This window comes from Streptomyces sp. Ag82_O1-12 (genome assembly GCF_900182715.1).
GTDB classification, from domain to species: domain Bacteria; phylum Actinomycetota; class Actinomycetes; order Streptomycetales; family Streptomycetaceae; genus Streptomyces; species Streptomyces massasporeus.
In genome coordinates, this window is sequence record NZ_FXUW01000001.1 from 1,060,572 (window position 1) to 1,084,322 (window position 23,751).

Here is a 23,751-nt window from a genome sequence, read left to right on the forward strand (position 1 = left end):
GCTACCGGGAGCCGGCGCACGCGGACGGCAGCGCCCGCCCGAGTCCCTCCAGGTGCAGGATGTCGAGCCGGTGGGTGGACGCGGACCAGCCGGCGGCCACGGCCAGGCGCGGACCGCACGACGGCACCGCCCGGTCCCGATCCGTCTCGGCCAGCGCGGCCAGCAGTCCGGTGGTGATGCGGTCCAGGGCCGGGCGGACCTCCTTGGCCAGGTCGGGGCGCTCGGTGGGACGCTCACCCGGGTTCGCGTCCCAGTGGGCGTGGAGACCGCGCTGCACCAGCTTGTTCGCCTCGATCTGGTCCCGGAAGACAGCGGCCACGGCGTCCGGGTCGAGGCCGAGGCCGGCCGCCCGGGACCGGACGTCGGCCAGGATCTGCGCCTCGCGCGCCGGGTCGTCGATCGGCGTGTCCGTGCCGTACTTGGCGGCGGCGACCTTGTCGGCCAGCAGCAGCCGCTGGGCGAACAGGTCGGTCACCGAGGCGAGGCCGTGGGCGGTGGTCGACTGGCGTGTCGGGGCGGGCCGCTGGGTGTCGGCGGTGGCCGGGCCGGCCGGGCCGAGGATGAGAGCGGCCGCCGTCGCCACTGCGCCGAGGGGGGTGAGAGCGGAACGGAGACGTCGAGGGCGCACCAGGTTGGCCTTCCGTGTGGGGGCGAGGCAAGCGCCAACCTATCGATCACCCTCGGGGCGCTCGACAGCGCCCGCCCCGGCACGCACCCGCCTTGATGGCTCATGTCCCGCCGTACATCGTGGTGTTGGCCGGGATCCTCCCGACGGACGCGGTGTCCCAGCGGACCCACCGCCCACATCTGGACGCCCTCACGGGCCTCGCCTAGGGTGCAATGGCAAGCGCTTTCTGAGCTGCCCGTGCCAACCCCGCCCCTTCTCCTGTGCGCGCAGCCCCGCCGACGGCCGTACGAGGAACCGCTGCGGAGCCGGCGCGGAAAGGCAGTGCCCTGTGCCGCAGAAACCGTCGCTCCCCTCCGTGACCCGCAAGTCCTTCTTACGGGGAATGGCAGCCGTAGGCGCCGCCCCCCTGCTCCCCGTGACCGCCGCCGAGGCCGCTTCCCCGGCCGACCGCTCCGGCTTTCCCCTGCTCCGGGACGGCACCGCCGTCGACGTGTTCGTGGATGCGGCGGACGACCCCGCCGTCCTCCGCGCGGCCGGAGACCTCCAGGCGGACGTGGAACGGGTCGGCGGTGTGCGGCCAAGACTCCTGCACACCGTGCCGCGGCGCGCCGAACTCCTGGTCCTGGTGGGGACGATCGGTGCCAGCCCGGTGATCGACCGGCTCGTCGCGCAGCGGCGCCTGGACGTCTCCCGGGTGAAGGGCCGCTGGGAGGCGTCCGTCACCCAGGTCGTGGACCGCCCGCTGCCCGGCGTGGGCCGTGCCCTGGTCATCGCGGGCAGCGACCGCCGCGGCACGGTCTACGGCGTCTACGACACCTCGGAACGCATCGGCGTCTCGCCCTGGTACTGGTGGGCCGACGTCCCCGTGGCCCGCCGCGACACCGTGACGGTCCCGGCCGGCCCCCTCGTCCGCCCGGAGCCGGCCGTCCGCTACCGGGGCGTCTTCATCAACGACGAGCAGAACCTCACCACCTGGTCCCACCGCACCCAGGAGCCGGACAAGAACATCGGCCCGAAGACCTACGAGCGGGTCTTCGAGCTGCTGCTCCGTCTCAAGGCCAACTACCTCTGGCCCGCGATGCACCCCTACTCCGACTTCTTCAACAAGCACCGCGAGAATCCCGAACTGGCCCAGCGCTACGGCATCGTGGTCGGCTCCAGTCACCCCGAGGCCATGCTGCGCAACGGCGTCCACGAATGGGAGCCGTGGGCCGAGGAGCACCGCGCCGAGGACGGCACGCTCCCCCTCTACGACTACACGGTGAACCCGTCGGTCATCTCCGGCTACTGGCGGGCCCGGGCCCGCCAGAACGCCGCCTACGAGAGCAGCTGGACGATCGGCATGCGGGGCCTGCACGACTCCGCGCTGGAGACGAAGTACGCCACCACCGTCCCGGAGAAGGTCGCGGTGATGAACGACATCATCGCCGACCAGCGCCGCATCCTGGCCGAGGAGGTCGGCCCGGCGGTCGAGCCGCAGATCTTCATCCCGTACAAGGAGGTCCTGGAGCTGTACAACGCGGGCGTCCAGGTCCCCGAGGACGTCACCCTGATCTGGCCGGACGACAACCACGGCAACATGCGCCAGCTTCCGAACGACGCCGAGCGGCGCCGCCCCGGCGGCAACGGCATCTACTACCACCTCTCCTACTGGGGACGCCCCCGGAGCTATCTGTGGCTGGACACCACGCAGTTGAGCAAGGTCTGGCAGGAGCTGCGCCGGGTCCACGAGCACGGGGTGGACCGCATGTGGATCTTCAACGTCGGTGACGTCAAGTCGATCGAGACGGGCCTGTCCTTCTGCCTGGACATGGCCTGGGACGTGGACCGCTGGGGTCCCGGCGACGTCGAGGACTTCCTGGTGGAGTGGGCCGGCCGCCAGTTCGGCCGGCGGTACGGCGTGGAGATCGCCGCGATCCGCACCGAGTACTACCGCCTGGCGGCGCAGCGACGCCCGGAGTTCATCGACCGGGCGGTCTTCTCGACGGTGCACCACGGCGACGAGGCGGGCCTGCGCATGACGGCCTACGAGGAGTTGCTGGGCCGGGTACGGCGGCTGGGTGCGAAGCTGCCCGAGGCCTACCGGGACGCGTACTACGAGCTGGTCGAGTACCCGGTCCACGGCGCCTGGCTGATGAACCTGAAGTACTACTGGGCGGACCGCAACGCGCTCGCCGTCCGCCAGGGCCGCGGGGCCGGCACGAACCGCTTCGCGGACCTGGCCGAGGCGGCGCACGCCGAGGAGCAGGAGATCACCCGGCGCTACAACACCCGGATCGCGGGCGGGAAGTGGGACGGCATCGTCAACCCCTACCCCTCCGAGATCCCGAAGGCGCCGGGGCGACCGGCCGTCACCAGGCTCCCCCGGCAGGAGACGTCGGGCCTGGGGCTGGCCTCCGAGGGCAACGAGACGGGGACCGACCGCCCGCTGTCGTTCTCCTCCTACACCCGGGACCGCCGCTTCGTGGACGTCTTCAACACCGGCTTCCTGCCGCTGGAGTGGCGGGCCGAGGCGAGTGTGCCCTGGGTCCGGCTGAGTGCGACCGGCGGTGAACTCACCGACCAGGTCCGGGTGTGGGCCGAGGTCGACTGGGCCCGGGTGCCGCAGGGCACGCACCGTCCGACGCTGACCTTCTCCGGTGCCGGCCGGAGCATCCAGGTGCCGTTGCTGGTGGTCGACGACGGGGAGCGGGCGCGTCGGCGCGCCCGCGGCTTCGTCGAGGCCCACGGCTATGTGTCGATCGACGCCGCGCACTTCGACCGCGCGGTGCCGCGCGGCGGGGCGCGGTGGCGGATCGTCAGCGGCCTGGGCCGCGGTACGGGGGCCGTCGAGGCCGTACCGACGACGGCACCACCCGTCGCCGAGGACCTCGCCACCCGGTCGCCGGAGTTGCGTTACCGGGTCCGTTTCACCACGGCCGGAACGTTCCCGGTGACGGTCTTCCGGCTGCCTTCCCTCGACGAACGCGGCAAGCGGCGCCTCGCGGTCGCCCTGGACGACCAGCCCCCGACGGTCCTGTCGGGCCAGGCGGTCGCCACCGGCAACCGGGGCGACGCCTGGGCCCGCAACGTGGAGGAGGGCATCGAGAAGCTGACGGCCCGGGTGACCGTGTCCGCGCCCGGTGAGCACGTGCTGAGGGTGTTCATGGTGGATCCGGGGATCGCGGTGGACCAGATCGTGATCGACACGGGCGGGGTGGCGGGCGGGTATCTGGCGCCGCCCGAGAGTTACCGCCGCACCTGATCCGGGGACCGGGCGGCCCGTCCGCCGGCCATCGAGGCCGCCCGGTCCTTCGCGACGGCATTCTTCTCCTGATCCGTGGATACGGAAATGACGCAAAGGTGCTTCGAGACGCCGAAGTGACGGAAGACGACCACCTGTTCGCTGGGCGTGCTTCGAAAGTGATTCATCCAGCGCTTCCCCGTGCACCTGTGCGCCCCCTTGGAGAAAGGGTTCACCAAGACGGCGGCCGACGGGACTGGGCAGGACATGGGGCAAGCACCATGTCGTTGAAACGTCACCGTTTTCCCAGTTCGACTGAAGCAGGTGGTATTCGATGAACGGCTGCGTTCCTGAATCGGAACAGGCATGGACGGTCGGTACTGCTCCAGGCATATTCCCATCCATCGGCCACGGTATCGCCTTGTTCCGCCGGCCGCTGGAGTTTCTGAATTCTCTTCCCGCACAGGGTGATCTGGTCGAGATACGCCTGGGCCCTCAGCGGGCGTGGATGGTGTGTCACCCGGAGCTGGTCCACCGGATGCTCCGCGACACCCGCACATTCGACAAGGGCGGACCGCAGTACGAGAGGCTGCGGGCGCTGATGGGCGACGGCGTCGTCACCTGCCCGCATGCCGAGCACCGGCGTCAGCGCCGGTTGCTGCAACCCACCTTCCGCCCCTCCAGCGTCGCCGCGCAGACGGACGTGATGGCCGAGGAGGCCGCGGCGCTGTGCCGTGACTGGCGCACGGGACAGGAGGTCGATGTCAGTGCTGCCACGCTGGGTCTGACGACCCGGCTGATCAGCCGGCTCCTGCTCTCCGACTCGCTCGCCCCGGCCGCGGCCGACGAGGTGCGGCACTGCCTCGCCGCCATCGTGCGCGGCCTGTTCGTGCGCACGGTCGTGCCGGTGGACGCGCTGTTCCGCCTTCCCACGCCCGCGAACCGCCGCTACCGGCGCGCGGTGGAGCGGGTGCGCGAGCTCATCGACGCGGCCATCGCCGAACGCCGCCGGGGCACTCCCCGCGACGATCTGCTCGGGCTGCTGCTGATGGCCGCCGAGGCCGGGGACGGCGGGGCCCCGGTCACCGACCGGGAGGTCCACGACCAGTTGGTGTCCCTCCTGCTCACCGGTTCCGAGAGTCCGTCGATGTGCCTGGCCTCCACTTTCAGCCTCCTCGCGCAGCACCCGGAGGTGGAGCGGCGGTTGCACGGGGAGGTCGACACCGTGCTCGCCGGCCGGTTACCGGACGTCCACGACCTGCCGCGCCTGGTCTACACAAGGGCCGTCCTCACCGAAACGCTGCGCCACTCCCCGCCCGGCTGGCTCTTCACACGGGTCACGACCCGTGAGGCGGAGCTGGCCGGACGCCGCTTGCCGCGGGGCACCACGGTCCTGTACAGCCCGTATCTCCTGCACCACGACCCCGCGTCGTTCCCCGAGCCCGACCGGTTCCTGCCCGAGCGCTGGCTGGAGGGTGAAGCCGCCACCGGCCCGCACGGGGCGCTGATCCCGTTCGCCGCGGGCAACCGCAAGTGCATCGGCGACCTGTTCTCCCTGGCCGAGATGACCGTGGCCCTGGCGACCGTCGCCGGTCGCTGGCGGCTGCGGCATCCGGCCGGGCGTGCCGCGCCATCGCGCCCCGGGGCGACGCTGGGACCGAGGTCCCTGACGATGATCTGCACGTCACGGACGGACGCACCGGGCGGTGCCGCGCCGCACGCCGCCGCCCTCGCGCCCGGAGCCGCGCCGGCGGCGTCCGGGGTGGAGAAGACCCGGAGGGACGGTGACAACGGTGTCCACCACGCATGAGGAGAGGGCGGCCGTCGCGCAGGACGTGATTCCCGCTGCCACCCTGGTGGAACTGATCGACGCCCACCTCTACATGCCCTTCCCGTTCCGGCGCCATCCTCAGGAGCAGGCGGCCGCGGCGGGGGTCGACCACTGGCTGCGCGTGACCGGGCTGAGCGACGAGCCCGGGGTCGCGGCCATGATCTCCCACACCCGCCCGGCCGAGCTGGCGTCCTACAACAGCCCGGACGCGGATCCCGGCATCCTGCAACTCGTTGCTCACCAGATCGCCTACCAGTTCGTCTTCGACGACCGGGCCGAGGAGGTCGGCCGGCACCGGCCCGGCCAGTTGCTGCCGATGCTGTGCGAGAGCATCGCGGTCCTGCGGGACGGCGCGGCGCCCAGCACCCCGCTGGGAACGGCCCTGTCCGACCTCTACCGGCAGATCCGCGAGCGGTGCACACCGGCGCAGGCCGCGCGCTGGGCGTGGAAGAGCCGTGAGTACGTGCACGGCCTGCTGTACGAGGCGGTGGCGCAGGCCCACCCCTCGCCCCCGCGGTCCGGGCTGTGCACCTCGATACGGTCCCTCACCGCGGGCGTCGAGCCCTTCCACCCGCTGTGCGAGGCCGCGCAGCCGTGCGAGCTGACCTCCGGGGAGCTCCACCACCCGCTCATGCGACGCCTGAGCCGGCTGTCGGCCGACGCGGCGGTGTGGATCCCCGACCTCTTCTCCGCGGTCAAGGAGCAGCGGTCCGGCGAAATGATCAACCTTGCCCTCGCCTACCAACGGGCCCACCACTGCTCCCTGCCGGTGGCCGTCACCCTGGCCATCCAGCAGATCAACCGCACGATCCGCGAGTTCGAGAGGCTCTACGCGGAGATCGAACCGGAGTTGAGCCCATCGGGCGTCGGCTACGTGGAAGGCATGGCCGGCTGGATCCGCGGCTGCTACTACTGGTCGCGCATCGTGCCGCGCTACGCGGACGCGGCGGCCCCGGCGCTGCCGTGAGGAGGCGCTTCGTCAGGCCGCGGACGGGGTGCCCATTCGAGCCACGGTACCCGCTGAACCCGCACTTCACGCGGCTTTAGCAGGTCATTCACCCTTCTTCGTCGTGCTCGTTCCGGATCCCGGAACGGGGCCCATCGGGAGGCGTACGCTCTCGCTGCCTCCCGATGGCCGACGACAGGAAGCGGTACGGAACATGGCGCATGAGCTGCGGCAACCCACGCCCGAGAAGCGGCCGTTGCTCGAGCGCCGCAAGGAGCTCCGGGCGCTCGACTCGGCGCTGACGGGCCTGCGGGACTCCGTCGACGGCGTGCCCCAGGCGCCCCGGGGCGGGCTCCTCGCCTTCACCGGTCCCGGTGGCATGGGGAAGACGGCCCTGTTGAACCAGGCCCGGTCCCGCGCCCGGGCGCAGGGATTCACCGTGCTGTCGGGCAGGGGCGGTGACAAGGAGCAGGAGCTGGCCTTCCACCTGGTGCGCCAGGTCGTCCAGCCCGCGCTGGCGTCGATGGACGAGCAGGAGCTGCGCACCGTCCTGGGCGGCTGGTACGACATCGTCGCCGCCGCGCTCGGCCTGGTCGCGACACCGAGCGGCCATGCGCCGGACCCGACCGGGGTCCGCGACGGTCTCGACTGGGTGATGACGCGCCTCGCCGTGAAGAAGGCGCCCGTCGTCCTGCTGCTGGACGACCTGCACTGGGCGGACGTGGAGTCGCTGAGCTGGCTCGCCTCGTTCGCGCCGCGGGCCGTGGACCTGTCGATGCTGATCGTCGTCGCCTTCCGGCCCGAACTGCCCCTCGAGGCCGCCGCCTTCAGCGCACCCTCCACCGATCTGGGGAATCGTCCCTTCACCCTGGCACCGCTCAGCGCCACGGCCGTGGCACGGATCATCCGGGACGAGGTCGGCGAGGAAGCCGAGGACGCGTTCTGCGAGGAGTGCTGGGAGGTGACCGGAGGAAGCCCGTTCGAGGCCGTGGAACTTGCCATCAGGCTCGGCGAGCGCAACCTCAGGGGCACCGGTGACGATCTGCCCGCGATGCGCGACCTGGCGGCCGCGGTGAAGGGGCCAGGCCTGATCGAGCGGCTCCAGGGCTTCGGCACCACCACCGTCCGCTTCGCCTACGCGGCGGCGGTCCTCGGGCAGGCCATCTCGCCGGAACTGGCCGCCCGGATCGCGGCGATCGGCAGCACGGCGGCGGCCGAGGCCACGGATAAACTGCGCGGCGCCCGCATCCTGGCCGACGGCGAGGGGCCCGGTGGGAGTCTGGAGTTCGTCCACCCGCTGATCGCCACCACGATCTACCGGTCCATCGGCGCGAGCCTGCGGGAGGGCATGCACAACTCGGCCGCCGAGGCGGTCCGGGCAGCCGGGCTCGGCCACGCCGCCGCAGCCCGGCACCTGCTGGAGGTGCCCTGCGAGGGCAGCTCCGAGGCGGTGGACTGTCTGCGTCAGGCCGCGCGTGAAGCCCTGCACTCGGGTGCCCCGGAGGCGGCCCGGCGGCTGCTGAACCGCGCGCTGCAGGAGCCGCCGCTGCCGGAGGATCGCGCCGCGCTGCTGCACGAACTCGCCTGCGCGACCTTCCTCATCAAGCCCACGGCCACCGTGCAGCATCTGCGGGAGGCGCTCGCGGAACCGGGCATCGATCCCGAGCTGCGTGCCTCGATGGTGTACCGGCTGACTCAGGCGCTGGCCCACACCGACCGGATGGCGGAGGCCGCGACGGTGGCCGCCGAGGAGGCGCAGCGGGCCGCCGCCCATCCCAGGATCCGGCTGCGGATGCAGGGGGACCACTTCGTGTGGAGCGCGTTCCGCACCGACGAGGCGGACTCGTCGGGCCGTTCGCGGACGCTGGCCCGGCTCGCCGACCGGCTGTCCGGCCGCGGTCTGGAGGAGCGCTACATCCTGGGGTCGCGCGCCTGGGACGCCATGATGTGCGGCGAGCCACGGCACAAGGCGCTCGCCTACGCCGAGGAGGCCCTGCGCGGCGGTCTGAGCTGGACGCATGAGAACCGGGGCTTCGAGGTGCCCGTCTCGGTCGCGCTGGTGTTCATGTACTGCGACCAGCCGCGACGGGCAGAGGAGCTGTTCGCGAAGGGCATGGCCGAGTGCGAGTCGAAGGGCTGGCGCGGCTCCCACCTGGCCCTGGGCCAGACGCTCTCCGGGTACATCCGCTACCGCCGCGGCTGCCTGGCCGAGGCCGAGAACCTGGTGCGGGAGGGCCTGCGCATCGCCGACCGGGTGGAAGGCGGGGTACCGGCCCAGTGGTTCGCCATCGGCATCCTGATCCAGACCCTCCTGGCCCGCGGCCGCGTCGTGGCCGCACGCCGGCTCGCCGACACGTACCACTACGGCGACATCATCCCGAACGCCGTCATCTATCCCGACCCGCGCACCGTCTACGCCGAGCTGCTCCTGGCGGAGGGCCGGCCCGACGACGCCGCTCCCCTGCTGTCCCGCGTCGGCGAGTGGCTGGAGGGCCGGGACTGGCGCAACCCCGCGTGGTGCCCCTGGCAGCTGGGACTGGCCTCGGCGCTGTCCCGCAGTGCGCCCGACCGGGCGGTGCGCCATGCGCAGGACGCCGTGAAGCGGGCCCGGGACTTCGGCGCGGCATCGGCGATCGGCCAGGCCCTGCACACCCAGGCGGAGGTGACGGGCGGTGAGGCGGGGCTCGATCTGCACGCGCAGGCCGTCGACCACCTCCAGCGGTCGCCCGCCGCGTACGAACTGGCCCGTGCCCTGGTGGGGCACGGCGCCGCGCTGGCCCGCGCCGGGCGGTTGCACGACGCCGCCGACCGGCTCTACCAGGGTCTGGAAGGAGCCGTGCACTGCGGTGCCGAGGGTCTGGCCGCCCGGGCGAGGCGGGAGCTGTCCGCGGCCGGGCTGCGGCCGCTGCCCCTGCGCTATCCGCAGACGGACACACTCACCGCGCCGGAGCGCAAGGCCGCCGAGATGACGGCCCGGGGCCAGGCCGCGTCTGTCGTCGCCAAGGCATTGCACCTCACCGAGCAGGGTGTGCGGCAGTTGCTGTCGTCCGTGTACCGCAAGGTCGGAACGGACGCGGCGGGCCTGGCCGAGGCCCTGGAGACGTTCCCCCGGTCGCGCCAGTGACGGCCGGTCGAGAATGCCTCAACTTCCTTTCCTGAATGACCACTTGACGTTGAACCGTTTCACTGCTTCTCTCGAAAGGCTGCCTATGGGAGCGCTCCCAGTCCACCCCCACGTGAAGGGAACCCCGTGCAGACCTCCCCCCGCACCTCCCCGAGACGCGCCCTGCCGGCCCTCGCCGCGGCCGTGCTCATGGCGTGCCTGCTGTCCTGGACCGGCGGCTCGCCCGCACAGGCCGCGGCCGCCCCCGGACAGCCCGGCGACCCGAACATCAAGTTCATCGGCCGCTGGGACACGACGAGCTCCTCCACCGCCTACACCCCGTACTGGGCGGGCGCCTACTACCGGGCCGGCTTCACCGGCCGGACGGTCAAACTGAAGCAGCGCGGCACCATCGACCTGTGGGCGCGGATCGACAACGGTCCCGTGACGTTCTACGACGACGTCAAGGGGACCGTGAACCTGACCCCGGCGGCGCTCTCGCCGGGCAACCACACCCTCCAGGTCAACTACCAGGTGGTGGCCGGGTCGTACAAGGGCGACGCAGTGTTCCAGGGCCTGGTCCTGGACAGCGGCGCGACGACGTTCGCACCACCGACCCCGGCCAGGACGGTCGAGTTCGTCGGAGACTCGATCACCGTGGGCACGACGAGCTCGCAGAACGCCCGTACCGCGTACGGCTGGCTGATCGGGGAACGCCTGGGCGTCGAGCACACGCAGATCGCGCAGGGCGGGGCGTGCCTGGTGGCCGCGGCGGACGGATGCGTGGGGCTGGAGCGGCAGTTCACCAAGCTCAACCCGAACGCGGCGACGCCCGACTGGAACTTTTCCCGCTACCGGGCCGACGCGGTCGTCATCAACCTCGGTACCAACGACGTCGGTCACGGGGTGAGTTCGGCGCAGTTCCAGTCGGCGTACAGCAGTCTGCTGCGCAAGGTGCGGGCCGCGTACCCGCAGGCGTGGATCTTCGCCTTGGAGACGTTCCGCGGGCGGTTCGTCCCGCAGACCGAGGCCGCGGTGAAGGCCGCAGTCGCCGGGGGTGACGCGCGCGTCTCCTTCGTGGACACGACCGGCTGGCTGGGGTCGGGCGATCTGACGGACTCGGTGCATCCCAACGACCGGGGGCACCGGGTCATCGCCGACCGGCTGGCTCCGTTCATCGCGGCGCGGATCGGGTCCTAGCGGGCCCGAGGGGTTCGGGGGCGGGCCTCATATCGGGCCGGGGCCCGCTCCTCCCTTGAGGCGTTCCAGGTCGGAGGGGCGGACCTGGATGACGACCAGGGCGATCAGCGCGGCGACCGCGGTGAAGATCGCCGCCACGATGAAGGCGGCCGAGACTCCGGCGGTGAGGATCTCGTCGGACCAGGGCTTGGGCAGTTGCCCGGTGCGTTCGAACCGGATGCGTTCGGCCGGGGTCGCCTGCCGGAGAAAGTCCGGGACCTGCTGGTCCGCCTCGTTGGTGCTGGCCGTGCCGTACATCGTGACCAGGATGGACAGGCCGAGGGAGCCGCCGACCTGCTGGGTGGCGTTGAGGAGACCCGAGGCCGCGCCGGTCTCCCGCGTGGGCACGTTGGACAGCGCCATGAGGGTCAGCGACACGAATTCCATGCCCATGCCCAAGCTGAAGACGAGCATCGGGCCGAGCACGCTGCCCGCGTACGTGGAGTGGACGTCGGTCAGGGTCAGCCAGCCCAGGCCCGCCGCCGCCAGGATCGCGCCGCCCACCATGAACGGCTTGGGTCCGTAGACGGGCAGGAACCGCGAGGCCAGTCCGGCGCCGACGGCGATGACCGCGCTGACCGGCAGGAAGGCCAGTCCGGCCGCGAGCGGGCTGAACCCCAGCACGTTCTGCACGAAGAGCGTGAGGAAGAAGAACATGCCGAAGATGGCGGCGGCCAGGCACAGCATGATGCCGTAGGTGCCCGCGCGGTTGCGGTCGGCGAACATGTGCAGCGGCGTGATGGGTTGTTTCGAACGCCGCTCGACCAGGATGAAGGCCGCCAGGACGATGACCGCCCCGGCGAACGAGGCGAGGGTCAGAGGGTCCCGCCAGCCGTCCTGCGCGGCTCTGATGAAGCCGTAGACGAGCAGCACCATGCCCGCGGTGGAGGTCAGTGCGCCGGTGATGTCGAAGCGCCCGGGGTGGCGTTCGGACTCCCTGATGAAGCGCGGTGTGGCGAGCACGATGAGCAGGCCGATGGGCACGTTGACGAACAGCACCCACCGCCAGTTCAGCCACTCCACCAGCATGCCGCCGGCGAGCAGGCCGATCGCGCCGCCGCCGGCCGAGACCGCGGCGAAGACCCCGAAGGCGCGGTTGCGTTCCGGTCCCTCGCGGAAGGTGGTGCTGATCAGGGCGAGGGAGGTGGGGGAGGCGATGGCGCCGCCGACGCCCTGCAGAGCGCGGGCGCCGAGGAGTTGGCCGGCGTTCTGCGCGAATCCGCCGAGCAGGGAGGCGAGCACGAAGAGCAGCACGCCGAAGACGAAGACGCGCCGCCGGCCCAGGATGTCTCCGGCCCGGCCGCCGAGCAGCAGCAGGCCGCCGAAGGTGAGGGTGTAGGCGTTCACCACCCAGGACAGGCTCGTGGTGGAGAACCCCAGTGAGCTCTGGATGTGCGGCAGCGCGATGTTCACGATGGTGATGTCGAGGACCACCATCAACTGGCAGGAGGCGATGACCAGCAGCGCCATCGCGTTTCCGCCACCACCGGATTCCCTGGTGGTGGTCGCCTGTGGTGAAGCCGGCTGCGGGCTGCTGCCTGCGGTGTCCACCGTTCGACGGTACGCCGGGCCCCCACACCCCACCACTCGGACTGAAATATCAGCGAGGTGCGGCGATAATCCGATCAAGGTGGCCCAGCGGCCCGCGTACCGCACAGTGGGAGGAACAGTGATCCGTGTTCTTCTCGTCGAGCAGACCCGACTCGTGCGGGGAGCGTTCGCCGCTCTGCTGTCGCGGGAGGACGACATCGACGTCGTCGCCGAGGCCGACGGCAACGGTGACGTCCTCGCGCGTGCCCTGGTGTACCGGCCGGACGTGGCGGTGATCGGCGTGGACTCCAGGGAGGGCGAGGAGATCGCCGTCCGGGGCGAGCTGCGGGCGCGGCTGCCGGAGTGCCGGATGCTGCTGATGATGGCCTCGACGACACCCGAGCGGCTGCGCCGCATGCTCGATGTGCACGCCGCCGGTGTCATCAGCACGAACGCCCCGCCGGACCGGCTGGTCCACGGTGTCCGCAAGCTGGTGAGGGGGCAGCGGTTCGTCGACCCCGAGTTCGCGCTGGCCGCGCTGGACGCGGGAGCGAACCCGCTGACCCCGCGCGAGGTCGAGGTGCTGCGGCTGGCCGCCGACGGTACGCCCACCCGGGAGATCGCCGAGCGGCTGTGCCTGTCCGCGGCGACGGTCCGCAACCATCTGTCGGCGATCACCCGGAAGACGGGCGGCCGCAACCGGATCGACGCGATCAGGATCGCCACGGAGTCGGGCTGGGTGTGAGTTCCACGCCCCCGCTCCCCGGCTTCCCGCCGGTCCCCGCCCGCTTCCCGCCTGTCTGTCGCCGGCTCCCCGTCCCGTTCCGGGACCCCGTTCCGCGCCCGGACAGAAGAACGGCCGGGCAGGTCATCGAGGTGCACCTGCCCGGCCCCCGCGGGCCCTCGCGCCCGGTCCCGGGATCTGATACGAGCATCCCAGAGCGGGGGCGCCGCCCACCAGCACCGTTTGTCACGCGTCCGGCGTGAAAGCGTCATCCCGGAACCGTGACGAACGCCGGGGCCGGGTGGGCGTTCGGTTCGACCCCCCTGGTCAGCGGCCGCCGCGGATGAGGCCCGTCAGATAGCGCCACAGCGAGGAGCGCTGCCGGGCGGACGGGTCCGGCAGGACCTCCTCGGCCACCCCCGCGGCGGGTTCCTCCGCCCAGGGCCGCGGCGGCGGCGCGGAGGCCAGTTCGTAGTGCACGGGCAGGGAGCGCAGGCCGCGCATGAACGGCGAGGAGCGCCACGGCAGTTGGTCGGCCGGCAGGGCCAGGTCGAGGTAGTCGAACCGCTCGAAGAGGCGCCCTACGCCGGCTGCCGCGACCGCCGAGGCGAGCTCGCGGGCCGGGCACTGGCGCGGCCCTGCCCCCCAGGACAGGTGGGCCCGGGTGCTGATGGTGGTGCCCGACGCGACGTGGTCGGCGAAGAGCGGGTCGGCGTGGGCGGCGCCCGGGGAGACCCACACCGGGTCGCCCGCCCGGATGGTGTAGTTGCCGAGCGGGGTGTCCCGGGCCGCGAAACGCGGGACGAAGTTGACCAGGGGCGGCTTGCGCATGACCACCCGGTTCATGCTCTCCCGGACCATCCCGGCGGACAGGCTGGCGCGCACGCTGCCCTCACCCGAGATGACCTCCACGACGGTGTTGGAGATGAGGATGCCGACGTGGTCGGAGGTCATGCCGAGCAGCATGAACAGCTCGCGGGCGAGGTGGTCGAGCGACAGGTCCGGGTGGGCGGCCAGCAGGTAGGAGGGGAAGTCGTCGCCCGGCTTCTCCAGTTTCAGCGCGGCCAGTTCGGCCAGCGTCGCCAGCAGGCGCTCCAGGGCCGCCTCGGCGTCCGGGCCCGCGTCGAGCACGCGCCACATGTCCATCAGCGCGTCGTCGCCCTGCGAGCCGGGGAAGCCCAGCAGGTGGCTGGCCACCATCAGCGGCAGCGGCCGGGAGAACTGCGCGGACAGGTCGGCCACGCCGGTCTTGCCGCCTTGGCCGACCAGGGTGATCAGTTCGTCGGCGTAGGCGGTGACGGCGGCCTTCAGGCGCTTGGCCTGGGGGTGGCGGGGGTCCTGGAAAGGCTTGAGGGCGACGTCCCAGGCGGTGCGCAGCGGCCGGTAGCCGGCGCCGCCCTGGATCAGGATGTGGTTGACCTCCAGGGAAGGGCCGAGCGGCCAGTCGGCCGGCACCCTGCCCTCGGAGCGGGCCCGCCAGTTCTCCAGGCCCTTGGGCCAGCCGTCGTCGTCCTGGAGCACCTGGAGCGACTCGCGGTAGCCGAGGACCAGCCAGGCCGGCACCCCCAGCAGATCGACGGGCGCGACCGGGCCGTGCCGCTGCCGCAGCCGCTCGTAGACGAGCGCGGGACGCGTCTCGTAGTCCCTGGTCAGCAGCGGTTCGGGAGCGAGTTCCTCCAGATTCGTGTCGTCCAGGTCCACGGGTCCGCCGTCGCCCCGCTGCGATTCCATCGTCTTGCCACCCTCCGACACGCCCTGTACCGGCACACCATCAGCCGGTAGCCGGAAACGGTGGGGACCCTACCCCAGGCTGAACCGCGGGTAATGACGGGGGTGGGTGGTGAGGAAGGCTCAGGGTGCGGGTCAGGCCGCCGTGTAACCGAGTTGACGGCGCATGTAGGGCGTCATGAGGCTCTTCGCCTTGGCCAGGGTGGTGGTGCGGCTGCCGAGGACCGCGGACTCGCCGCCCGGGACGGGCAGCACGGTCAGTCCGTCGGCGGGGCCGAACGGCACGATGAGCGGGGTGCGCCGGATCGGCCGGTAGAAGCGCGGTTCCCTGCGGTGTTTACCGGAACTCTGCAGGTAGGCGCGGATGTTGTGGGCGGCTGTGTCGGCCTGGGCGAGGGCGGCGGGGGTGATCTTGAGTTCGCTGACGTCGTTCACGTCGCCGACGGCGAACACGTCCAGCCTGCCCTCGACCCGGAGCGTCCGGTCGACCTTCACGTGCCCGGCTTCGTTGAGCCAGTCGCCGTGTCCGGCCAGGCGCAGCCAGAGGGTGTTGGGGGTGGTGCCCGTCGCCCAGAAGGACAGGTCGGCCTCGACGATCGTGCCGCGGGCGTCGCGGTAGGTGCCGAAGTCGTTGCCGGGCGACATGAAGGAGTCGAGCCGTACGTCGATGTCGTGGGACTCCAGCCAGGCCAGGGCCTTCCGCCCGGGGCGGGCGCTGCCCGCGGAGTCGAGCAGCGCGGGCCCGGAGTGGGCGAGCGTGACCCGGGCGTCCGGGCGGGCGAGGCGGATCTCGGCGCTGAGTTCGACGCCGCCGGGGCCGCCGCCGACGACCAGGACGTGCCCGGCGGTGGCGATGTTGCGCTGGTGCTCGGCGAACGACTTGGCCGCTTCCTCGGTGGTGGTGCCGGTGAAGCGGGCGGGCTCGGGGTAGTCGGCGCCGGTGGCGATCACGACCACGTCGTAGGGCAGTCGTTCGCCGGTGGCGAGGACGACCTGCCGTTCGGCGGTGTCGATGCGCACGACCTTGCCGCTGACGACCCGGCCGTGGCGCAGCAGGCGGTCGTAGGGGATGAAGGGGGTGTGCGTCCACTCGGGGTGCACTCCGGCGCGCAGGGAGGCGATGCGGTGGAAGAAGACCTCCTTGCGGTCCACCAGCGTGACCCGGGCCGTGTCGTCGAGCCGTCGGGCCAGCCGGACACCGGCGTAACCGCCGCCGATCACCACTACGTCGCCGTCGTACACACCGAGTCTCCTGTGCCTGGTGGGGGGAGAGCGAGGGCCGCCGCGGACGGGCCCCGCTCGGATCGACCCCCGGCGGCCACTCGACTGACGTGACAGTAGCGCTTGAAACCTAAAGGGATTCCGAGGTTCCGTGCATGTTCCGTGAAGAGATCGGAACCTGACCGGCCGTCACTTTCCCCAGATCTTCCGGTAGGCCTCCCGGTAGCCCGACGGGTCCCAGGTCGAGGCGCCTTCGCTGTTGCGGGCCGTGGCGATGTGCACGGGGGCCACGTATCCGCTGTCGGGCCGGCCGGAGAAGGCGCGGTTGAACTCGTCGACGATCTGCCAGCCCTGGAGGGACAGCGGCTCGGGCACGGTGGCGGCCTGGTACTGCTCGTTGTTGACGCGCTGGAAGGCGGACGGATCGCCGTCGCCGGCCCCGATGTTGTAGGGCGGCCCTGATCCCTGCTCGCCGGCGGCGCGGAAGGCGGGTGCGGCGTCGGCGAAGTACAGGTCGTTGATGGCCACGGAGTGGGTCCAGCGGTCCTGGAAGCGGGAGAGCAGGGAGGAGATCTCCCGGGGGGTGCGGCTGCTGGCGTCGGGGATCGGGATGTTCTCCACCGACAGCAGCCGCACGCCCTGACACCTCGCCAGCTCCTTGCGGATCAGGTCGGACTTGTTGCGCGCGAAGGGGATCGACGCGTCGGTGATGAGCACGACCCCGGCGCGGCCGTTGGAGTCCGAGATGATCCACTGCGCGCTGATGCGGGCCACGTCCTGGACGCGGGTGGTGACGTTGGTGAAGAGGTCGGGCTGCCGGCTGGGGCCGGGCTCGGGGACCGCGTGCCAGCCGATGAGCTCGATGCCCTGCGCGCCGGCCCGGGCGGCCTGCTGGGCCGTCGAGTCGGGGTCGAACCCGCCGATGACGATCCCCGAGGGCCGCAGGGCGACGGCCTCGCTCATGGCCGCCTGGATGCCGGCCGGGGTGCCGCCGCCGTCGATCACCCGCACGTCCCAGCCGATGGTCCGCGCGGCCTCCCGCACCCCGTTCGCGGCGCCCGCGACACCGGGGTTGGTCATGGTCTGGGCGACGAAGACGAGGGTCCTGCCGGACACCGCCTCGGGGCCGTCGGTGGGCCCTCCCCAGGGGATGTCGGTCTGCTCCGCCCGGCCGACGGCTTCCCGGGCCCGGGTGTGGACGGCGGGGCAGCCGCTCGGGCCCGTCGCGGTCTCGTCCGCGCCGTCGGAGGAACCGCGTTCGCAGCCGGTCAGGGCGGCGGCCGTGGCCAGCAGGGCGCAGCAGGCGAGCCGCGCGGTGCGGACTGCGGGTGCGGCCTTGCGGGTGCGGTGCACGGGAGCTCCAGTGGGGGGATCGAAGCGGCGGGGCGGTGCCGGGAGGGGTCAGGGCGGGGCCGCGCCGCCGTCCGGCGCCGGGGAGGACGGGGGCGGCGCGGCGGGTGTGCCGCGGGCGGCGCCGCCGCGCAGCCGGCGGCGGGCGGCGTATCCGGCCAGGCCCACGGCGATGAGCAGGGTGCCGCCGTTGAACAGCGGGACCGTCCAGAACTCGGCACCCAGCTGGGCGATACCGGTGAGACCGACGGCGAGGACGGCGACGGCGACGACGGTGCCGAGGGCGTTGGGCCGCCCGGGTTTGATCGCCGTGGAGCCGAGGAGGGCGCCGACGAAGGCGGGCAGCAGGTAGTCGAGGCCCACGCTCGGGTTGCCGATCTGCTGCTGGGCGGCGAGCAGCACGCCCGCGAAGCCGACGATCAGGCCCGAGGCGGCGAACGCGTAGACGGTGTACCGGCGGGTCGGGATGCCCACGAGGTCGGCCGCGCGCGGGTTCGACCCGACGACGTACAGGTACCGGCCGAGCGGCAGCCGTTCCAGCACCAGCCAGAGCACGGCCGCGAGGGCGAGCACGTAGAAGGCGGGGACCGGCAGGCCGAGGAACGAGGAGTCGTAGAGGTCGGTGAACGCGGGCGGCAGGCCCTGCGGGCCGGGGACGATCCGGCCGCCGTCGGTGATCCAGCCGGTCACGGCGTACATCATGCTGCCGGTGCCGAGGGTGGCGATGAAGGAGTCGATCCGGCCGAACTCGACGACGACGCCGTTGAGAACGCCCACGACCAGTCCCCCGGCGAGCACGGTGAGACAGGCGAGCGGCCAGGGCCAGCCCTCGTTGACGACGAGCTGCAGCACCATCACATGGGCCAGGCCGAGGCCGTAGCCGATGGAGAGGTCGAAGGCGCCGGTGACGACGGGCACCATGGCGGCGAGCGCGAGGACGGCCGGGATCGACTGGTTGGACAGGATCGAGTCGACGGTGTCCAGCGTGGGGAAGGTGTCGGGCAGGGCGAGGGAGAAGACCAGGTAGAGCAGGGCCGTGAGGACCAGCAGGCCGTAGGCGCCGATGTGGTGGCCGCCCGGGCGGCGGCGGGGCCGGGGCGGCGGCGTCACGGGTGCCCGTCCGTGGACGGGGGCATGGCCGAGGCCGCCCGGGTGAGTCCGGCGACGGTGAGGGCGGGGCCGCTCAGTTCGGCCGTCACGGTGCCGCGCACGAAGACCAGCGTGCGTCGGCACACGCTCGCCACCTCCTCGAAGTCTGTGGACAGCAGCAGCACCGCGAGACCCGCCTCCAGCGCCTCGTGGAGCAGGCGGTGGATCGCGGCCTTGGCGCCGACGTCGACGCTCGCGGTCGGTTCCTCCAGGATGAGCAGCCGCAGGTCCGTCCGCAGCCAGCGGCCGATCATGACCTTCTGCTGGTTGCCGCCGGAGAGCGTGGCGATGGGCGTCTCGGTGTCGCGGGGGCGCACCGAGAAGCGTTCCATCAGGGCGGCGGCCCGGACCCGTTCGCCGCGGGGGCCGATCCAGCGCGGGGCCCGGGGGCCTCCCGCGCGGGGGTTGGCCAGGAGGTTCTCCCGCACGGTCAGCTCGGTGAGACAGCCCTCCCGCAATCGGTCGCCCGGCACGAGCCCGACCCCGAGACCGACGGCCTCGGCGACCGAACGGGGCCGGTACGGCCGCCCGTCCAGCAGGGCCCGCCCGCCCAGCAGGGACCCGGCCCCGGCGAGGGCGCGGCCCAGGTCCGTGTGACCGGCGCCGGAGAGTCCGACCAGGCCGAGGACCTCCCCGGGCGCGAGCTCCAGGTGGACGGGTCCGGCCCGGGCGGTGCGCACCCCGTCGAGGGCCAGGACGGGGGGTGCGCCGGCCGTGGTCCCGGCGGGACGGTGAGGGGCCGGCTCGTCCGCCTCGCCGACGATGTCGCGGACCAGGCGCTCGGGGCTGTGGCCGGCGAGCCGGCCGTGGCTGACGACGCGGCCGTCCCGCAGGACGACGAAGGTGTCGGCGACCCGGTACACCTCGTCCAGGCGGTGGCTGACGTAGAGAATGGCGTGTCCGCGGTCGCGCAGATCGTGCAGGACGCGGAAGAGCCGGGCGCAGTCCGCGGCGGGCAGGCGGGCGGTCGGCTCGTCGAGGACGATGAGCCGCGCGCGGGCCGCCAGGGCCCGGGCGATCGCGACCAGTGAGCGGTCGGCCGGCGGCAGGCCGGAGACCGGCGCGTCCGGATCGAGGTGGGCGGCGACGACCCGCAGCGCCTCGACACAGCGCGCGCGGGTGCGCCGCCAGGAGATCAGCCCGGTCCGGCGCCCGTACCCGGTGGTCAGGGCGATGTTCTCGGCGACCGTCATCCACTCCACGAGACCGAGGTCCTGGTGGATGAACGACATGCTCCGGGTGGCGGTGGGGCCGCCGAGGGGCTCCCCGGCGACGGTGACCTGCCCCGCGTCGGCGCGGTGGACTCCGGCGAGGATCTTGATGAGCGTGGACTTCCCGGCGCCGTTGGGCCCGAGCAGGGCGAGGACGCTGCCGGGGTGGACGTCGAGGTCGGCTCCGGCCAGCGCGACGGTGCCGCCGAACCGCTTGCCGAGTCCGCGGATCCGGACCAGGGGTTCGGGCCCGAAGGGCGAAGCCATCTCCGGGGGTGAGTCGGGAGCGTCACGCACCCGATCAAATTACAGCATTTCGGGCATTCTTCGGCTCGCCGCCCGGGTGGGTGGCCGCGTCAACGCCGCATCACCACGCCGCATCACGCCCGTCGAGCCCGCACTCGGCCCAGATGACCTTGCCCTCCGGCAGGTAGCGCGTGCCCCAGCTCTGCGAGAGCTGCGCCACGAGGAACAGACCGCGTCCGCCCTCGTCCGTACTGGCGGCCCGGCGCAGGTGCGGCGCGGTGTTGCTCGCGTCGGAGACCTCGCAGATCAGTGTCCTTCGGTAGAGCAGCCGCACCCGGATGGGTCCGGCGCCGTGCCGGATGGCGTTGGTGATCAGCTCGCTGAGGATCAGCTCCGCGGCGAACGCGGTCTCGCCGAGCCCCCGGTCGGACAACCACCGCATGGCGGACGCCCGGACCTCTCCGACGAGGGCCGGGTCGGCGGACAGCTCCCAGGTCGCGATCCGGTCGGGGTCCAGGGCGTGCACACGGGCGACGAGCAGGGCGATGTCGTCGTGCGGGTGGGCGGGTGCCACGGTGTCCAGGACCGCCTGACAGGTCTCCTCCGGGGCCCGCTCGGGATGGGCCAGGGCCTCGCGCAACTGCTCCAGGACCAGGTCGACGTCGCGGTGCCGGTCCTCGATGAGCCCATCGGTGTACATGACCAGCTGACTGCCCGCGGGAAGGCCCACCTCGACGGCGTCGAAGGGCAGGCCGCCGAGGCCGAGCGGGGGCCCGGCGGGGAGGTCGGGGTAGTTCACGGTGCCGTCGGGACGGACGACCGCGGGCGGCGGGTGTCCGGCGCGGGCCATCAGGCAGCGCTGCACGGTCGGGTCGTAGACGGCGTACAGGCAGGTCGCACCGATGACACCGGCGCCCTTGCCGTCCGGGTCGTCCCGGTCCAGTCGGCCCACGAGGTTGTCCAGGTGGGTGAGGACCTCCTCCGGCGGGAAGTCGAGCTCGGCGAAACTGCGGGCGGCGGTGCGCAGCCGCCCCATGGTGGCCGCGGAGAGCATGCCGTGGCCTACGACATCGCCGACGAGGAGGCCGACTCGGGCGCCGGACAGGGGGATGACGTCGTACCAGTCGCCGCCCACGTCGGATTCGGCGGGCAGGTAGCGGTGGGCCACTTCGACGGCGTCCTGGTCGGGCAGGCCGTGCGGGAGGAGCCTGCGCTGGAGGGCCAGGACCATGGTGCGCTCGTGGGTGTAGCGCCGGGCGTTGTCGATGGACAGGGCGGCGCGGGAGGCGAGTTCCTGGGCCAGGGAGCGGTCGTCGTCCCCGAAGGGGCTTCCGGCGCGGTAGAAGCCGGCGACGCCCAGGACGACACCGCGGGCGACCAGGGGCACCGCGATGAGGGAGTGGACGTGGGCCAGCAGGCGCGCGGTGTGCTCGGGGTCCTGGGCGAGCCAGCCCGCGGCGGCCTTCAGGTCCGGCTCCAGTACGGCTTCGCCGCTGCTGAGGCAGCGCAACTGGGGCGTGGTCGGGCCGAAGTCGACGCGCTTGCCGGGCGGCGTGAAGGGCAGGCCCTCGCGGATGCCGTGGACGACGGTGCGGCGCAGGTCGGCGAGGGGGTCGGCGGACTCCTCGCCGCGCAGCACGGCGTCGGGCAGGTCGATGGTGACGAAGTCGGCCAGCCCGGGGACCGCGGTCTCGGCCAGTTCCTCGGCGGTGCGGCGGACGTCCAGGGTGGTGCCGATGCGGGTGCTGGCCTCGGACAGCAGCTCCAGACGCCGACGGGCGGCCAGCGCGTAGGCCCCGACCTGCGGCTCCCCCAGCATCACCAGCCCTCGGGCCGGGAACGCCGCTTCGGAGTGCTCAGCCGCCGCGCCCCCGCCTCCGGCGGCTGCGAGGCCCTGGGCCGGCTGCGCGCCGGTCGGGGCTCCGGCGGCCGTGGGGGGCGCTTCGGGCTCTGGGAGGGTGCTGTCGGGTGCGGCTTGGGCGCGAGTGCCTGCGGTTGTGACGGGCTCGGCTTGGGCGCGGGTGCTGTCGGGTGCGGGCGCGGCTTGGGCGTGGGTGCTGTCGGGTGTGACGGGCTCGGCGGTACCCGGCGTGACGGGCTCGGCGGTACCCGGGTGGCTGCCGGTCGGGGTGAGCCCTGCGGTGCGTCCCTCCGCCGCGACGGACCGCGCGGCGCTTCTATCGCCGTCCTCCGGCTCGACAGGCTCGACGGGACTCCGGCCGCTGTCGGCCGTGGCGGGCTCGATCGGGGCCTGGACTCCGCCGGCGGCGGGCACGGCCGGGGCCTGGACTCCGTCGCCGGCGGCGGGCACGGCCGGGGCCTTGCCGCCGTCGGCTGTGGCGAACCCTGCGGTGGGCCGACGGCTGTCCGCCGTGACGGGTTCCGGGGCATTCGGGGCGGTGCCATCCGCCATGACGGCCTCCGGGACGTTCGCGACGGTGCCATCCGCCGCGGCCGGCTTCGAGACGGTCGCGACGCTCGGGGCGCCGGTCGCCGTGGCCGGCTCCGAGGCACCGACGGTGCTCAAGTCGGCCCTGCCATCCCTGTGGGGCGTCACGACCGGGTCGACGGAGGCGGCGACGTGTCCGGACGGCAGGGCGAGTGCCGGGCGCGCGGAGAGCGGGACGGCGAGGGCGGTGAGGCCGGACAGCTCGTCCATCTGGTGCGGTATGGCCAACGGCTCCCCCGCCGGGGAAACGGACAGAACGGCCTCGATGACGATGCCCCGGACGCCGGAGGCGCTCGTCACCGGACGGCTCATCAGCGTCACCCGTCGGCCGTCGGGCAGGGTCACCTCGGCGGCACCCAACTGCGCCCCGGAGATCAGCTCAGCGGCCTTCGCTCTGAGGATCGCCTGGTCACGGGGGTGAAACTCATTCGCCAGCGCGTCCAACGCCACACCGCGGTGCGGACCGGCCGTGTCGGCCCCGGTGGCCAGGTACGTCCGCAGCAGGGCCCGCTCGCGCGCGGAGCTCTGTCCCAGCAGCCGCCGCTCGATGCCCTCGGCCGCCCGGCGGATGGCGATGCCCAGTGCGGGCCGCTCGAAGCCACGGGGGTAGCCGAGGCACAGGACGCCCTCGATGCACCCGCTGAGCGGGTCACGGACCGGCAGGGCGACGCAGGCGCTCTGCTGGGAGCGTTCCGCGAAGTGCTCGGCGCCGTAGACGCGGATGAGCTGTCGCTCCGCCAGGGCCAGCCCGATGCCGTTGGTACCGGCGACCTGCTCGGCGAACACGAACCCCGGAACGACCTGGATGGCCGGGAGGCTTCTGGTCATCGCCGGATCCCCGAAGCGGCGCAGCAGTACCGTCCCGTTCGCGTCGGCGACCGAGATGTTGACCTGGCTGCCGGCGAACGTGGCCTGCAGCCGGTCGAGCACCGGCAGGGCCGCCCGGACGATACGGCCGCCCGGGTCGAAGTCCTCCCGGTATGGCAGGTCGGACGTGTCCGGTGACAGCCCGAGGGACCGGGAGCGTCGCCAGGAGTTCAGGATGGACGTCCGCACGCCCGTCTCGACCGGATCGCCCTGGAGGAACAGCTCACGAAGACTGGCGGGCCCCGTGCCGTCCGTCGCACGCCCCGCCGGCCTGGGTTCCTCGCCGGACCGAACCACGCTTCGCCT

At 72.7% G+C, this 23,751-nt stretch carries 14 protein-coding genes; 6 read left to right on the plus strand and 8 right to left on the minus strand.

The features are described 5' to 3' along the window. Window position 1: 1 nt before the first annotated feature. Complete coding sequence (locus tag QOL88_RS04870) at window positions 2–628, minus strand: chorismate mutase (protein ID WP_097215243.1); 627 nt, start codon at window positions 626–628, stop codon at window positions 2–4. Between the two features lie 382 nt (window positions 629–1,010). Between QOL88_RS04870 and QOL88_RS04875 the strand changes: the two genes are divergently transcribed. The 5 genes from QOL88_RS04875 to QOL88_RS04895 all read left to right on the plus strand — a co-directional run bounded on the left by QOL88_RS04875 (window position 1,011) and on the right by QOL88_RS04895 (window position 10,931). Next, window positions 1,011–3,872 (plus strand): glycosyl hydrolase 115 family protein, encoded by a 2,862-nt coding sequence (locus QOL88_RS04875; protein ID WP_097215244.1) that lies wholly within the window; start codon window positions 1,011–1,013, stop codon window positions 3,870–3,872. A gap of 313 nt (window positions 3,873–4,185) precedes the next feature. After that, entirely contained in the window at window positions 4,186–5,661 is a 1,476-nt protein-coding gene (locus tag QOL88_RS04880; protein ID WP_097215245.1) for a cytochrome P450, read from the plus strand. Next, window positions 5,645–6,649: a (-)-alpha-amorphene synthase gene (locus tag QOL88_RS04885; protein WP_097215246.1), complete on the plus strand. Its 1,005-nt coding sequence runs from the start codon at window positions 5,645–5,647 to the stop codon at window positions 6,647–6,649. Before QOL88_RS04880 ends, QOL88_RS04885 begins: the two co-directional genes overlap by 17 nt. Before the next feature lie 193 nt (window positions 6,650–6,842). Then, window positions 6,843–9,752, plus strand: coding sequence for an ATP-binding protein (locus tag QOL88_RS04890; protein WP_097215247.1), 2,910 nt, complete (start codon window positions 6,843–6,845; stop codon window positions 9,750–9,752). A 126-nt stretch (window positions 9,753–9,878) separates the two neighbouring features. Then, window positions 9,879–10,931 (plus strand): SGNH/GDSL hydrolase family protein, encoded by a 1,053-nt coding sequence (locus tag QOL88_RS04895; protein WP_257027509.1) that lies wholly within the window; start codon window positions 9,879–9,881, stop codon window positions 10,929–10,931. Between the two features lie 27 nt (window positions 10,932–10,958). On the opposite strand, the gene QOL88_RS04900 is transcribed toward QOL88_RS04895, so the two are convergent. After that, complete coding sequence (locus QOL88_RS04900) at window positions 10,959–12,440, minus strand: MFS transporter (protein WP_097215248.1); 1,482 nt, start codon at window positions 12,438–12,440, stop codon at window positions 10,959–10,961. Between the two features lie 199 nt (window positions 12,441–12,639). Here QOL88_RS04900 and QOL88_RS04905 point away from each other — a divergent pair, with 199 nt between their 5' ends. Further along, complete coding sequence (locus tag QOL88_RS04905) at window positions 12,640–13,245, plus strand: response regulator transcription factor (RefSeq protein ID WP_257027511.1); 606 nt, start codon at window positions 12,640–12,642, stop codon at window positions 13,243–13,245. Window positions 13,246–13,551: 306 nt separating this feature from the next. Here QOL88_RS04905 and QOL88_RS04910 read toward each other — a convergent pair whose 3' ends face one another. The 6 genes from QOL88_RS04910 to QOL88_RS04935 form a co-directional block, all read right to left on the minus strand. Next, complete coding sequence (locus tag QOL88_RS04910; protein WP_097215249.1) at window positions 13,552–14,955, minus strand: cytochrome P450; 1,404 nt, start codon at window positions 14,953–14,955, stop codon at window positions 13,552–13,554. Window positions 14,956–15,087: 132 nt separating this feature from the next. Next, a complete protein-coding gene (locus QOL88_RS04915) occupies window positions 15,088–16,194 on the minus strand; it encodes an NAD(P)/FAD-dependent oxidoreductase (RefSeq protein WP_097215250.1) in 1,107 nt (368 codons plus the stop codon). 168 nt (window positions 16,195–16,362) lie between these two features. Next, window positions 16,363–17,526, minus strand: coding sequence for a substrate-binding domain-containing protein (locus QOL88_RS04920; RefSeq protein WP_097215251.1), 1,164 nt, complete (start codon window positions 17,524–17,526; stop codon window positions 16,363–16,365). A 48-nt stretch (window positions 17,527–17,574) separates the two neighbouring features. Continuing rightward, a complete protein-coding gene (locus tag QOL88_RS04925; RefSeq protein WP_097215252.1) occupies window positions 17,575–18,633 on the minus strand; it encodes an ABC transporter permease in 1,059 nt (352 codons plus the stop codon). Beyond that, window positions 18,630–20,150, minus strand: a complete 1,521-nt coding sequence (locus tag QOL88_RS04930; protein WP_097215253.1) for a sugar ABC transporter ATP-binding protein — start codon at window positions 20,148–20,150, stop codon at window positions 18,630–18,632. Before QOL88_RS04930 ends, QOL88_RS04925 begins: the two co-directional genes overlap by 4 nt. A gap of 100 nt (window positions 20,151–20,250) precedes the next feature. Next, complete coding sequence (locus QOL88_RS04935) at window positions 20,251–23,742, minus strand: SpoIIE family protein phosphatase (protein WP_257027512.1); 3,492 nt, start codon at window positions 23,740–23,742, stop codon at window positions 20,251–20,253. Between the last annotated feature and the right edge of the window lie 9 nt (window positions 23,743–23,751).

Excerpts from the sequence above, each read along its gene's own strand:
- QOL88_RS04875 (WP_097215244.1), top strand. The coding sequence starts at position 1,011 with ATGGCAGCCGTAGGCGCCGCCCCCCTGCTCCCCGTGACCGCCGCCGAG.
- QOL88_RS04880 (WP_097215245.1), top strand. The coding sequence starts at position 4,186 with ATGAACGGCTGCGTTCCTGAATCGGAACAGGCATGGACGGTCGGTACT.
- QOL88_RS04890 (WP_097215247.1), top strand. The coding sequence starts at position 6,843 with ATGGCGCATGAGCTGCGGCAACCCACGCCCGAGAAGCGGCCGTTGCTC.
- QOL88_RS04900 (WP_097215248.1), bottom strand. The coding sequence starts at position 12,440 with ATGGCGCTGCTGGTCATCGCCTCCTGCCAGTTGATGGTGGTCCTCGAC.
- QOL88_RS04910 (WP_097215249.1), bottom strand. The coding sequence starts at position 14,955 with ATGGAATCGCAGCGGGGCGACGGCGGACCCGTGGACCTGGACGACACG.
- QOL88_RS04930 (WP_097215253.1), bottom strand. The coding sequence starts at position 20,150 with ATGGCTTCGCCCTTCGGGCCCGAACCCCTGGTCCGGATCCGCGGACTC.